This window comes from Corallococcus sp. AB018 (assembly GCF_003986945.1).
Lineage (GTDB): Bacteria > Myxococcota > Myxococcia > Myxococcales > Myxococcaceae > Corallococcus > Corallococcus exiguus.
The window spans coordinates 97,608-109,350 of record NZ_RAWR01000002.1 but is presented as its reverse complement, the minus strand read 5'-3'; the positions used below and the strand labels follow the sequence as shown (position 1 = coordinate 109,350).

Annotated in this window: 11 protein-coding genes; 7 read left to right on the top strand and 4 right to left on the bottom strand. The window is 70.9% G+C overall.

What is annotated here, in order from left to right:
- The 3 genes from D7Y11_RS00830 to D7Y11_RS00820 form a co-directional block, all read left to right on the top strand.
- Positions 1-3,447: annexin (locus tag D7Y11_RS00830; protein ID WP_148139188.1), on the top strand; the 3,447-nt coding region annotated here is incomplete at its 5' end.
- Positions 3,448-3,459: 12 nt separating this feature from the next.
- Positions 3,460-4,089 carry a hypothetical protein gene (locus tag D7Y11_RS00825; protein WP_121754580.1) on the top strand — a complete coding sequence of 210 codons (630 nt, stop codon included), beginning with the start codon at positions 3,460-3,462 and terminating at the stop codon, positions 4,087-4,089.
- Positions 4,090-4,102: 13 nt separating this feature from the next.
- A complete protein-coding gene (locus tag D7Y11_RS00820; protein WP_126932773.1) occupies positions 4,103-5,023 on the top strand; it encodes a hypothetical protein in 921 nt (306 codons plus the stop codon).
- Here D7Y11_RS00820 and D7Y11_RS00815 read toward each other — a convergent pair.
- The 3 genes from D7Y11_RS00815 to D7Y11_RS00805 are packed head-to-tail and all read right to left on the bottom strand — an operon-like array spanning position 4,948 to position 6,946.
- The gene (locus D7Y11_RS00815; RefSeq protein WP_126932772.1) at positions 4,948-5,931 is read right to left on the bottom strand and encodes an HTTM domain-containing protein; all 984 of its coding nucleotides are present in this window, start codon (positions 5,929-5,931) and stop codon (positions 4,948-4,950) included. The genes D7Y11_RS00820 and D7Y11_RS00815 overlap by 76 nt on opposite strands.
- The gene (locus tag D7Y11_RS00810) at positions 5,928-6,476 is read right to left on the bottom strand and encodes a hypothetical protein (RefSeq protein WP_126932771.1); all 549 of its coding nucleotides are present in this window, start codon (positions 6,474-6,476) and stop codon (positions 5,928-5,930) included. The genes D7Y11_RS00815 and D7Y11_RS00810 overlap by 4 nt, the downstream gene beginning before the upstream one ends.
- Before the next feature lie 2 nt (positions 6,477-6,478).
- Positions 6,479-6,946, bottom strand: coding sequence for a hypothetical protein (locus tag D7Y11_RS00805; RefSeq protein ID WP_120578310.1), 468 nt, complete (start codon positions 6,944-6,946; stop codon positions 6,479-6,481).
- 156 nt (positions 6,947-7,102) lie between these two features.
- On the opposite strand from D7Y11_RS00805, the gene D7Y11_RS00800 reads away from it, so the two are divergent.
- Complete coding sequence (locus D7Y11_RS00800) at positions 7,103-7,591, top strand: DUF962 domain-containing protein (protein WP_120578311.1); 489 nt, start codon at positions 7,103-7,105, stop codon at positions 7,589-7,591.
- A gap of 4 nt (positions 7,592-7,595) precedes the next feature.
- A complete protein-coding gene (locus tag D7Y11_RS00795) occupies positions 7,596-8,711 on the top strand; it encodes a hypothetical protein (RefSeq protein WP_126932770.1) in 1,116 nt (371 codons plus the stop codon).
- On the opposite strand, the gene D7Y11_RS00790 is transcribed toward D7Y11_RS00795, so the two are convergent.
- Entirely contained in the window at positions 8,686-10,779 is a 2,094-nt protein-coding gene (locus tag D7Y11_RS00790) for a WD40 repeat domain-containing protein (protein WP_126932769.1), read from the bottom strand. The two genes, D7Y11_RS00795 and D7Y11_RS00790, sit on opposite strands and share 26 nt — an antisense overlap.
- Before the next feature lie 90 nt (positions 10,780-10,869).
- Here D7Y11_RS00790 and D7Y11_RS00785 point away from each other — a divergent pair, with 90 nt between their 5' ends.
- Together D7Y11_RS00785 and D7Y11_RS00780 are read left to right on the top strand one after the other, a co-directional pair.
- The gene (locus tag D7Y11_RS00785) at positions 10,870-11,337 is read left to right on the top strand and encodes a transcription elongation factor (protein ID WP_120578314.1); all 468 of its coding nucleotides are present in this window, start codon (positions 10,870-10,872) and stop codon (positions 11,335-11,337) included.
- A 56-nt stretch (positions 11,338-11,393) separates the two neighbouring features.
- Positions 11,394-11,732: a DUF3175 domain-containing protein gene (locus D7Y11_RS00780; protein WP_126932768.1), complete on the top strand. Its 339-nt coding sequence runs from the start codon at positions 11,394-11,396 to the stop codon at positions 11,730-11,732.
- Positions 11,733-11,743: the final 11 nt, after the last annotated feature.

Below are 11,743 nucleotides of genomic sequence, written 5' to 3'. Positions count from 1 at the left end.
CCCTCGCTGGGGACGCCCACCACGCCCGCGAACGTCGCGACGACGCGCAGCACCGTCGCCGGCCCGCCCGCGCCCGCCCCGCAGGCCCCGGCTCCCGCTCCCGCTCCGGCCGCCCCTGCGTACACGCAGGCCCAGGCGGACAAGGACGCCAGCGCCCTGCGCGAGGCCATGGACGGCGGACTCACCGGGTGGGGCACCGACGAGGACAAGATCTTCCAGACGCTCGAGGGCAAGACGCCCGAGCAGGTCGCGATGATCCGCCAAAGCTACCAGGACCACTACGGCAAGAACCTGGATGAGAAGATCCGGGACGAGCTGGGTGGCTCCGACCTGCAGCGCGCGGAGGGCCTGCTCCAGGGCAACGGCGCGAAGAGCGACGCGGTCAACCTCCAGTCCGAGATGGACGGCCTCTTCGGCTCCAACGAGGACATGCTGAAGATCCTGGAGAAGCGCTCCCCCGCGGAGCGCCACGCCATCGCGCAGCAGTACGCGGACATGAACGGCGGCACCCCGGCGGGCCAGAAGCCCGAGGACGTCCTGCTGGCCCGCATGGGCCGGGAGATGGACGGCGCGCAGCTGGAGCGCGCCCGGAGCATGCTCAACGCGGGCCAGGCCTCCACGCCCGCGGAGGCCACCGCGCTGGAGACCCAGGCGCTCAAGGCCGGCCTGGAAGAGGACATGGCCGGCTGGGGCACCGACGAGGGCCGCATCTTCGAGCGCCTGGAGCGGGCCACGCCGGAGCAGCGCGCCATCCTCTCCCAGGACGAGGGCCTGAAGGCGAAGCTCAAGGACGAGCTGTCCACCGAGGAGTACGACCGCGCCGTCGGCCTGATGCAGGACAACCCGGCCCAGGCGGACGCGGCCCGGCTGCGCGAGGCCCTGGGCGGCTTCTTCGGCGCGGACGAGAGCGGCGTGCGCGACATCCTCCAGGGGAAGACGCCGGATCAGATCAACGCCATCAAGGCCGAGTACCAGAAGCAGACGGGCCAGTCGCTGGACTCCCAGATTCAGAAGTGGGACGGCGGCGACCGGGACGTCACGCTGCGCATGCTCAACCCGCCCGCCGCGGACGACGCGAAGGGGCAGGCGGAGGCCTCCGCGGAGCGGCTGTTCCTGGCCATGGACGGCATGGGCACGGACGAGGACGCCATCCGCTCCGAGCTGGGCGGCAAGTCCAAGGCACAGCTGGACACCATCGCCGCCGCGTACCAGCAGAAGTACGGCAAGGACCTGCGCGCGGAGCTGGACAGCGAGCTGGACGGCCGCGACGAGCTGGAGCTGCTCAAGCAGGACTACGACCTGGGCGCCATCGACCCCAACGACCCCAACGCCGCGCAGGAGCGCGCGCGGCGGCTGCGCGAGGTCCAGACCAACGAGTCCGGCTTCGGCGTGGACCTGCTGGACGGCATCCAGCACCTCACCAAGGGCGAGTCGGACAACGACATCCTCAACCGCAACCTGGACCGCGCCGACCAGGCCATCGCGACGGGTGACACCCAGCGCGCGAACACGCTGACGGGCTACGCCACGGAGGACGTGAAGGCGCTCCAGTCCGCCAAGGACTCGCTGGCGGAAACCACGGCCACCGTGGCCGTCGTCGCCGCGACCACCGTGGCCGTCGTCGCGACGGGCGGCGCGGCCACGCCCCTGGCCATCGCCGGGTACGCGGCGGTGGGCGCCACCACGCGCGCCGCGACGTACGCCGCCATCCAGGGCAACGCCGCCGGGGCGCAGGACCTGAGCCGCCAGGCGCTCATTGGCGCCGTGGAGGGCGGCACGGCGGTGATCCCCATCGGCAAGGGCGCTTCCCTCGCCACGGGCGGCACGCGCGTGGCGGCCACCCAGGCCACGGAGGCCGCGGTCCGCACGACCGTGCGGGAGACCGCGGAGGGCACCGTGCGCACCGCCATCAAGCAGGGCATCAAGGAAGGTGCCTACGGCGGCGCGGCCGGTGGTGCCATGGACGCGGCCACCCAGTCCGAGACGTGGAAGGACGGCGCGCTCACGGGCCTGGGCCGCGTGACGACCCGCGCGGTGACGGACGGCACCGTGGGCGCGGTGACCGGCGGCGTGGTGAGCGGCGGCCTGGCCAAGGGCGCGGACATGCTCAAGCCGCGTGAAATCCCGGTGATTCACAACCCGGACCTGCCGGGCAACACCACCAAGGTGCGCTACGACAACGGCCAGGTGCGGATTGAAGCGGGGCCGCACGCCACGCCCGCGGACATCGCCGCGCACCAGGAGACGGCCCGCCTGCTCCAGAAGTACGAGGGGCCCACCGGGCAGATCCGCCAGCTCAAGGACCGCGTCCAGCAGGCCCTCACCAAGACGCCGGGCTACGGCACGCAGGGCTTCGAGTCCAAGATGGAGGTGCAGAAGCTCAAGAACATCCTGGGCGGCCTGGAGGCGGCGCAGAAGCGAATCGACGACAGCATCGCGGGCATGAGCGGCAAGCCCACCGCGGCCACCGTCGCCGAGCGCGCGGCGCTCCAGCGCGACATCGCCAACGTGGAGTTCCAGATCGAGTTCCACGCCAAGCGGCTGGACTCGCTGGCGCCGGGCACGGGCTCCGTGGCCATGCACGGCACGCCGGGCGCCACGACGCCGGACTGGGCGGGCGTGGGCACGTCGGTGAACACCGTGGGCCAGGTGACTCCGCCCCCGCAGGTGCCCATGACGGCCGCGGAGAACACGGCCATCAACGGCCCGCGCAATCCCGCGACGGAGACGGCGCAGCAGTTCAAGGCCCGCCAGGCCGAGGGGCGCCGCGTCTACTCGGAGCGCACCTACGACCCGAAGACCCGGACCCAGGCCGAGCTCAACCGGGACGCGAACCCGGCCGTCTTCACGCAGGTGGATTCGGCGGGGAACAAGGTCCCCATCGAGTCGCAGCAGCTGGCCAAGCTGCGCGCGGAGCGGGCCCAGACGGAGATTCTGCGCCGGGGCGTCATCCGCGAGCAGCAGCTGGCCGAGGCCTTCCCGAACGGCCCCACGCTCAACGTGGCCGCCAACGACGCGGCGCACGGCTCGGCCCACAACGCGCACACCATCGACCGGCACGGCGCGTCGCTGCCCACGAACATCGCGGACGCGCCCCCGGGGGCCCGCACCCTCGAGAGCCGCGTCACCGACGGCGCCGGATGGGGCTCGGTGGAGAACAACTCGTTCCAGTGGTCCAGCGACGCGACCATGGACTCCACCCTCAACAAGTACGTGGCGGACAACTGGGACACCATCAAGACGGACCTGGCCCTGTACGGCCACAGCGACCACCTCAACATCCCCGTGACTCCCGGCACGACGGTGGGCAACGGCTTCACGGCCGTGGAATCGGCGGGCACCCGCACCGCCGTTCCCGCGAACGCGGGCAGCTACAACGTCCGGCTGCGCCTCATCGACGGCACCCCGCCGCAGGTGATGGTATTGACCGCCTTCCCTGGTCCCTGAGGCCCCCTTCCGATGACCGCCGACCCCAAGACAAGCGCGCGCTTCGAAGAGCTCAAGGCGCGCATGGAAGCCCTCAAGAACGCGCCTCCGCTGGAGAAGGCGCGCACCTTCTTGAGCACCTACTGCGCGCCCAACTCGACCCTGGCCGACGTGGAGGACCAGGTCCGGCACGCGCTGGGCTTCAACAGCATTCCCCTGTACACGGGCATCGAAGGGCTGGAGGCCGTCCTCGCCGACACGCGCCTGCCCTCTTCGACGCTGGTGTCGTTGGCCCGTGACGAGGCGAAGCGCCAGGAGCTGCCGGCGACCCCCGCGGCGGCCCGTCAGTACCTGGAGCAGGTGCTGGGCGTGCTGCGCAAGCACCTTCCCAAGGAGCCCGAGGTCGAGGGCGTCGCCGGCTTCGGCGTCGACGACGTCTACAACCTGCGCGACCCGGCCGGGAAGCTGGAGCGCCTGCGCTGCATCGACATGGTGGGCGTGGGCAATGAGAGCTTCGCGGTACTCGTGCCGGAGCACGCCAGCGAGGACAAGGGCCCCTTCACGGTCTACCGCTATCAGGCGGTGCCCGGACAGCCCTTCAAGTACGACCGCGTGACGGACGCGGGCCTCGCCGCGAAGGTGCTCAAGGCTTCCCGGAGCTGACCTCCGCGACACCATGACCCTGCCGCGTTACGACTACGTTTCGCAGCTCGCCATCGTCGGCAACGCGCGGTTGCGGGGACGCGACCTGCGGGCGCAGGTGATTGACGATCCTGGAGGCGCGGCCCTCGTGCGGGGGCCCGACACCTTCGAGGGCTTCGCGCTGCCGGACGGGGGCTTCGAGCCGTCCTTCTACGCCTGGTTGGACGGGATGAAGGCGCGGGGGCTCGTCGCGCTGCGGGTGCTCACGGACAGCGACCCCGAGGATTGGATCCTCACCACGCCCCCTCCTCCCCTGCCCCGGTTGCCGGACTTCGTCCTCGTCTTCGGGGACCGGGAGACCGGGTACGCGTACCGCTACGAGAGCGGCCCCATGGGCACGAGGGAGTTCTTCGTGCCGGTGGACATCCCCCGGCGGGTGGCCGTTCCGACCGTGGACGCGGCGGAGCGCGAGCTGCTGGAGGCGACGCGCGGCTACGTGCGGTTCCTGGAGGGCAAGGTCCGGCACGACGATTCAACCGCCGTCTTCTACGAGAAGATGGGGCGCGAAGTCCTGGAGCAGCTCACGGCCACCGAGCCGCGCTTCCAGGAACTGCTCGCCGAGCGGCGCAGGGCGCAACTGCATCAGCTGCGCAAGGACTACAAGCCCCGGTCCGGCTACACGAAGGCGATGCGCCCGGGCATTCTGGAGCAGGCGGACCGGGTCCAGCGGATGTCGGACTTCGCGCGCGTCATGGAAGAGGCGGGGCTGTCCTGGCGGACGCAGCGGCTGGCGCTGGTTTCGAAAGGGCTCTATCCGCTCAACATGCGCCACGAGCGCACGTCGGAGGACACGCTTCCGGACTACGTGCACCACCCCGGCTACATCGAGGTGGGCTCGCGGTTGGCGAAGGCCGCGTGTGAGGGAAGCAACGCGGCGCTGAACGCCTCCGCTTGATCCGCCGCCTCGTTCTCCACGGGGGCCTCTGAAGCCAGCCACGTCCAGGCGAAGGCGGCCAGGTTGAAGGCCATCATCGTCAGGGAGAAGAGCCACAGCCGCAGGCACACGGCGATGCCCGCGTGCAACAGCAGCGTGGCCACCAGCCAGTGCCGCCGCAGCCGGGGCACCCAGATCATCCCCGCGTAGCCCACCTCGATGAGCAGCGTGCCCCAGCAGGCCACCTTCGCAAGCAGCGGGTACGCCGCGAGCCAGGAGAAGTCGAACGCCTGGAACTGCGGCTGCATCAGCGCGCGCCAGATGGCTTCGCCGGTCCACCACTGCACGCCCTGCGCCTTGGCCAGGCCGGTGTCCAGGTAGATGAAGCACAGGTGGACCTGGAGCGTGCGCAGCGCCACGCGGGCTGCGGACGACGGACCGGTGGAGACGCGGCCCGCTCGCGCATCCAGCGACCAGCGGCCCGCGGACGGCATGAACACCAGATAGAAGAAGAGTACGTGGAGGATGGTGTCCACGCCGTAGAGCGACAGGTACGCGTTCGCGGACGTCAGGCCATGCGTGAACCAGGCGAGCACCGCGAAGGCGCGCGTGCGGTAGCCCACGAGCAGGCCCACCAGCCCCACCGCGTAGAGGACGAACACGGCGTACATCGTGGCCATCGTGCTGATGCCCAGTGGCGCCAGGAGCCGCCCCAGCCACCCCAGGCTGGGCGCCCAGTCGCCCGCGCCCACATCGGTGATGACCCACTGGACGAGGCCGAAGTTGCCGTACAGCTCCGGCAGGTGCGGCCAGAGGATGGCGAGCTGCGTGAGGGAGATGGCCGCGACGGCGATGCGCAGGAAGGCCAGTCCGTCGGAGGAAGCGGGCTCCAACCAGAAGCGCCGCACGTGGGTCTGGAGACGGTTCATGGCGAGGCCTCGGACTTCGGAGCGTCAAGGCGGCCGAAGGTCCCGGTGTAGTGGATGGCCCATTCCGGCCGCTTCCCGGCGGCCCAGGCCTCCATGGAAGGAAGCTGGTAGGACTGGGTGACGACGGTGACCTGGGAGGCCTCCGGATGGACGCCCAGCATCACCGCCGCCCAGGACTGCGCCAGCACGTCCTGCGTCTTGCGGTTGGCGCGCAGACCGGAGGCGACGATGCAGCGGTAGCGGCGCGCCACCTCCACCTCGTCGGAGGTCAGGGGTTCGAACAGCGAGCTTCCGTCGCTCTGTTCGACGAAGAAGCCGGTCCGCGAGTCGCTGGCCACCGCGGGAGCGAAGAAGCGGTAGTCGCTGATGACGCCGGACAGGCTCTGGTAGGTCCGGACGCCTCGGTCGAACGCGCCGTCCGAGTCCGCATGGGCCAGGCGCGTCCAGAGGAAGGCGCCCACCGCGGCCAGATGCACTACGGCGACGCACGCCCAGAGGGCCGCCTGGCGTTCATCCCCCTCGGGCCGCGATGGGACGGTTCTCATGGCTACCTGAGGAACTGGTAGGAGGCGGGGGTGACGTCCGCGAGGACGGCGTCGATGGCCAGGGCCACGCGCCTCGACTTCTCGCCCGAGGCCATCCCGGCCTCGGTGTTCGGATCCATCACCAGGCCCATGATGTTCGACTGCTCATCGAGGGCGACGTGCTGGACGCTCGCCATCCGCCGCACATAGGCGAGGGGCAGCGTGCCGTAGAGGCGCGACCCGTTGACCCCGCCCCGGGGCGAGAACGTGGGCAGCCGGATGTAGAACGTGTCCGTCGGCACCTGACGGATCTGCGCGACGATGGCGTCCACGTCCGCCTGCGTGAAGTCATGGGTCGGCGTACGCGCGGACACGGACGCGAAGCTGATGGCGCTGGTGAGCGCCACGCCCACCGTGGCGACGGCGGCGACCTTGAAGCCGGCGTGACGGAACGCGCGGCGCACGATGTCTTGCGACAGGAGTTGTTTCATCGGGGAGGTACCTTCGGGGTGTGGGCAGCAGCGGAAACGCGGCTGCTCCACAGGTACGTCCCGGTGAAACATTATTCTTGCGCCCCGGGGTGCGCGGCGACCGCGCCCCTCCACGGGTGAGGCAACCGGGGCGAGGATGGCCTACGGTGGGGATCCATGAGCTTCGCCGACAAGATGCGCGTCTGGATGCCCCTGCACGAGAACGGCGTCAGCCGCGCCGTGCACTTCGTGGGGGCCTATCTCTTCACGTTCGCCCTGCTGGTGCCGTTGTGCTGGGTGCGCATCCCCGGCACGCCCGTCACCGCCGCGCATCTGCTGGTGGCCGCGGTGACCGTGTACGCCATGACGCTGGAGTGGACCGCCGGCCTGCTGATGGCCCTGCCGCTGGTGCCCACGCTCCTCGCCGCGGAAGCGGTGGCGGGGCTTCCCACGGGAACGGCCACGGGCATCGCGGTGGGCGTGATGGTGTTCCGCTTCGCGATGGTGGTGGGCGCGCACGTCGTCTTCGAGAAGAAGACCCACGGCCTGTCCCTGGGCGGTCCGCAGCTGTTCTTCATCGAGCCCGTGTACCTGCTCACCCTGGTGCTCTTCTCGCTGGGCCTCAAGCAGGACCTGCGCGCGCGCGTGGCGCCCTCCAGCACCTGACGTCATGGAAGGTCCCGGCATCCTCGTCCGGCATCCCGCCGCGCGGTGGGGACTGCTCACGCTGCTGTCGCTCCTCGTGCTCTCCGCCGTCCCCCTGTCCGGGGTGACGTCACGGGGGACGCTGAAGGAGGGATACACGGACCACGTGCGCCATCCGTACGTGGTCTGGGTGGGACTGCATCGCGGGCTCCAGGCGCTCTACACCGCGCCGCTGGGCGAGCTTCGCGAAGGCGTCCCCTACCCCCAGGCCATCGACCAGTGGCTGGAGGTGCCGTACGTCTATCCGCCCGGCGCGCTGGTGCTCTTCCTGCCCCTGGCGCTCGTGGGCGAGTGGGTGCCCATGTCGCCCCAGGCCTTCGGGCAGGTGTGCCTGCTGTACCTGCTGGCCTTCGCGCATGTGGCGCTCTACGCGGCGCTGCGGCTCCTGGATGGGCTTCCGGCGGGTGGCCGCTGGGCGGTGGGGTTCCTCTGCTGGTTGGTGCTGATGCGGCTGGCGCTTTATGGCCAGTACGACGGCGCGTGGCTCGTGTGCGGGGTGCTGGCGCTGGCGGCGCTCGCGAAGGACCGGCCGGTGGTCGCGTTGCGCTGGCTGGCGCTCGCGGCGCTGTTGCACTACCGGGCGCTCGTCCTCGTCGCCGTGGGTGTGGTGGCGCTGTGGCGCGTGGTGCATGGGCGGCCGGTGCGTCAGTGGCCGTGGGGCACGCTGCTCGGGGTGTCGGCGGCGGGGGTCCTCTGCGTGCGCACGTTCCTGTGGATGGCGCCGCTGGCCGCCCAGACGGATGCGGCGACGCCTTCCATCCTGGGTGAGCCCGGCACGGTGGCCCTGGTGCTGGGCTTGAGCGCGGCGGTGCTGGCGCTCTCCTGGCGCGGGTCGGACGGGCTGGTGACCGCGTCGGTGGGGTTGGGCGTGCTGCTCGCGGTCATCGACACGCGCCATTGGTGGCATGCGTCCGCGCTGATGCTGGTGCCTTTGTGCGTGGGTGTGCTGCGCGCTCCTCGCTGGCCCACGGCGGTGCGGCTGGGGCTCGTCGTCTGGGCGGGGGTGCTGGAGATGGCCGTGTGGTACGGCAATCCCCTCTGGTTGTTCCGCGACCTCAATCGCTTCCTGCGGCTGGTGTGAGCAGGAACCGCGCCTCGTCCCAGACGAGCCCGTAGTGACGCAGGAGTTCGTCGATGCCTGCTCCCGCCGGGGATGGATGGACGATGGAGTCGAACCGGTTCAGTTGGAGCGTCCGGTCGGAGGCCGCGGAGACGAGGAGCGCGCCGTCCGGGGAGAAGGCCAGGGCCGCCACGAAGCCCTGCTGACCCGTGAACGTCCCCAGCTGTTCGCCGGAGTGCAGCCCCCAGACCTTCACCCCTGCCTCCACGCCCGACGAAGCCAGGAAGCGGCCATCCGGTGACACAGCCAGGGCGAGCACACCCACGGTCTTCGCGTCCATCGTCTTCAACAGCCGGCCCTCCGTCACGTCCCAGACGCGGAGGGGCTGCCGCATCCCCGCCGTCACCAGGTGGGGCTCGGATGAGGTGAAGACCACGGCGCGCACGGGCTCGCCCATGTCGAGCCGCAAGAGGGGCTGACGCCGCTCCACATCCCATGTCCGCACCGTCTTGTCCGCACTGCCTGACGCGAGCCTGCGCCCCGAGCTGTCGAAGGCCAGCGCCCACACCTTGCCGGTGTGTCCCTGGAGCAGCCCCACGGGCCTGCTGTCGGCCACGGACCAGAGTTGGATGTCCGGATCTCCCGCCACCGCGAGGAGCGCCCCATCCGGGCTGAAGGCCACCGCGCGCACGGAGCCGTTCGCCGCGGGCAACTCCAGCAGCACCCGCCCCGAACGCGCGTCCAGTACGAGTACCCTCCCCTTCAGCGTTCCCACCGCGATGCGCTCGCGGTCCGGGCTCACCGCCAGGGACACCGCGGACTCCGCTCCTCCCACTTCCGGATGGAGTTCTCTTCCCTCCGCGATGCGCCACCGCCGCCAGCCATCCTCACCGCCTGTCATCAACTCGCGCTCCTGGGAGAACGCGAGCGCCTCCACCCAGACACCGGGTCCACGAAGCAGCACCTGCGCGGGGACCTCCGGCCTGCGCCACACGCCGAGGACGCCGTCCATCCCGCCCGAAGCAAACGTGCGCCCGTCCGGTGACAAGGCCACGCTCATCACGGCGGCGTGATGCGCATCCATCCGCTCCAGCAGCGCGCCCCCATGGCCGTCGAGGAGTTGCACGCGCCCGTCCCATCCGCCCTGGACCAGGAGCTGGAATCCGGCGTCGATTGCGGCCACGGAGACGTCGCCGGAGTTGCGAAACACGTCGGTGAGCTGCCCCGAGCGGGCGTCCCAGAAGCGCACGGCCCGGTCGCCCGCCGCCGTCATGATGCGCTGTCCGTCCGAGGAGAACGCGCCCGCTTCCACCTTCTCCCCGTGACCCACGAGGCGGAGGACCTCCTTGCGCGACTCCAGGTCCCAGACCCGCGCGCTCCGGTCCGCGCTCGTGGACAGCAGCCGCCTGCCATCCGGCGAGAAGGCGACGGCGATGACGTTGTCGTCGTGCTCGAAGCGCAGCTGCTCGGCGCCTGTCTCGAAGGCCCAGACGCGGACCGCCTTGTCCAGACCACCGGAGGCCAGCCGCCTGCCGTCGGGCGAGAACGCCAGCCCGAGCACGACGTCGGTGTTGCCGGGAATCACCGCGTGCGGCCTGCCCTGGCGCCAATCCCAGACCCGGAGCTCGCCGGGCCTTCCCGCGGAAGCCAGCCAGCGGCCGTCCGGCGAGAAGGCGACGGCGTGGACCTCGGCCGTGTGGCCCTTGAGCTCCGCCAGCAGCTCGCCGCGCTCCACGTCCCAGAGCCGGACGACAGAGTCGTAATGCCCGGACGCCAGCACGCGGCCGTCTGGCGTGAACGCCAGGGCGAGCACCGAACCCTGGATGCGCTTCGACCAGCGCAGCGTGGAGGCGTGGTCCACCGCCTGTCCCTGTCCCCACTGCGCGGCGAGCGAATCCCGCGAGGCCCGAGCGAGCGCGAACGACGCCGCCGCCACGCTCCACTGCCGGGACTCGGTGGCGGCTTCGCCCCGGGCCTCGTGGACGCGGGCGCGCAGGTCCCGCGCGTTCGCATCGTCCGGCGCGCCGCCACCGGAGGAGCGGTGCGCCGAACAGGAAGCAAGCAACAGCGCGAGGCACCACCACCTCATGGGGCTCCCTCCGGATACGGGACACGGCTTGCCTGGGCGCGGAGCGTCCGCACCTTTGGGCCAGGACCGTAACCCGAATGGGAGGAAGTCATGCCCGACAAGGCGACCGTTGAACGAGCGAAGAAGGACCTGCGCGAAGGCAAGAGCGCCAGCACCGCGGCGGGTGAGTTCGTGCATGAGGAACTGGAGCACATCCGCGAAGGCGCGCACGGCGCACGCTCTTCGAAGCAGGCCATCGCGATTGGCCTGTCGAAGGCGCGACGCGCGGGCGTACCGCTGAAACCACCCACGAAGGAGCAGGCCACCGCGCGCACACGGCGTTCGGCGAAGCAGGACCTGGAGGTGGGTCAGCAGGAGCGCAAGCCTCGGGCACCGTCGAAGAAACGGAGCAAGGCCACGCAGGGCGCGCTCAAGCGGGAGGGCCGTCAGGCGGCGTCCAAGCAGGCCCTGTCCGCCCAGGCGAAGAACGCCTCACGTAAGCGCACGACCACCGCCCGCAAGGCGTCCGCTCGCAAGGCGGCGGCCACCCGCAAGGCGACCAGCCGGGCCCGGGGGTAGACACGATGCCCGGTACGACAAAGAAGCCGCATGGCCCCGCCCCTTCCCGCAAGCGCATGGCAACCGCCTCTCGCGGCACGGCGAAGCGGCCCACCGCGAAGCGACCCGCGGCGAAGCGGCGCTACTGGTCCCGCGAGGTGACGGAGCACAGCGACGCGATGACGCTGGAGGAACAGGTCTTCAAGCGCTCACCGAAGGAGATCGCCCGCTCGGTGAAACGCTCCGCCGAGCAGAGCCACCGGCGCAAGGCGTCGCCTTTCCAGTCGGCCATGTCGATGCTTTCGTTCTACGGCAACCGCGCGGGCCGGAACCTCCCTGCATCCCGCAGGCGGGCCATCCAGGAGGCCAAGGAGGAGCTGCGCAAGTTGTATCACCGCCCCTCCAAGGCCCCCTGAGCCCGTGGCGG

Bases quoted from the DNA above. Each gene is read 5' to 3' on its own strand.
- D7Y11_RS00815 (WP_126932772.1), bottom strand. From the start codon at position 5,931: ATGAACCGTCTCCAGACCCACGTGCGGCGCTTCTGGTTGGAGCCCGCT.
- D7Y11_RS00810 (WP_126932771.1), bottom strand. From the start codon at position 6,476: ATGAGAACCGTCCCATCGCGGCCCGAGGGGGATGAACGCCAGGCGGCC.
- D7Y11_RS00800 (WP_120578311.1), top strand. From the start codon at position 7,103: ATGAGCTTCGCCGACAAGATGCGCGTCTGGATGCCCCTGCACGAGAAC.
- D7Y11_RS00825 (WP_121754580.1), top strand. From the start codon at position 3,460: ATGACCGCCGACCCCAAGACAAGCGCGCGCTTCGAAGAGCTCAAGGCG.
- D7Y11_RS00790 (WP_126932769.1), bottom strand. From the start codon at position 10,779: ATGAGGTGGTGGTGCCTCGCGCTGTTGCTTGCTTCCTGTTCGGCGCAC.
- D7Y11_RS00795 (WP_126932770.1), top strand. From the start codon at position 7,596: ATGGAAGGTCCCGGCATCCTCGTCCGGCATCCCGCCGCGCGGTGGGGA.
- D7Y11_RS00820 (WP_126932773.1), top strand. From the start codon at position 4,103: ATGACCCTGCCGCGTTACGACTACGTTTCGCAGCTCGCCATCGTCGGC.
- D7Y11_RS00785 (WP_120578314.1), top strand. From the start codon at position 10,870: ATGCCCGACAAGGCGACCGTTGAACGAGCGAAGAAGGACCTGCGCGAA.
- D7Y11_RS00805 (WP_120578310.1), bottom strand. From the start codon at position 6,946: ATGAAACAACTCCTGTCGCAAGACATCGTGCGCCGCGCGTTCCGTCAC.
- D7Y11_RS00780 (WP_126932768.1), top strand. From the start codon at position 11,394: ATGGCAACCGCCTCTCGCGGCACGGCGAAGCGGCCCACCGCGAAGCGA.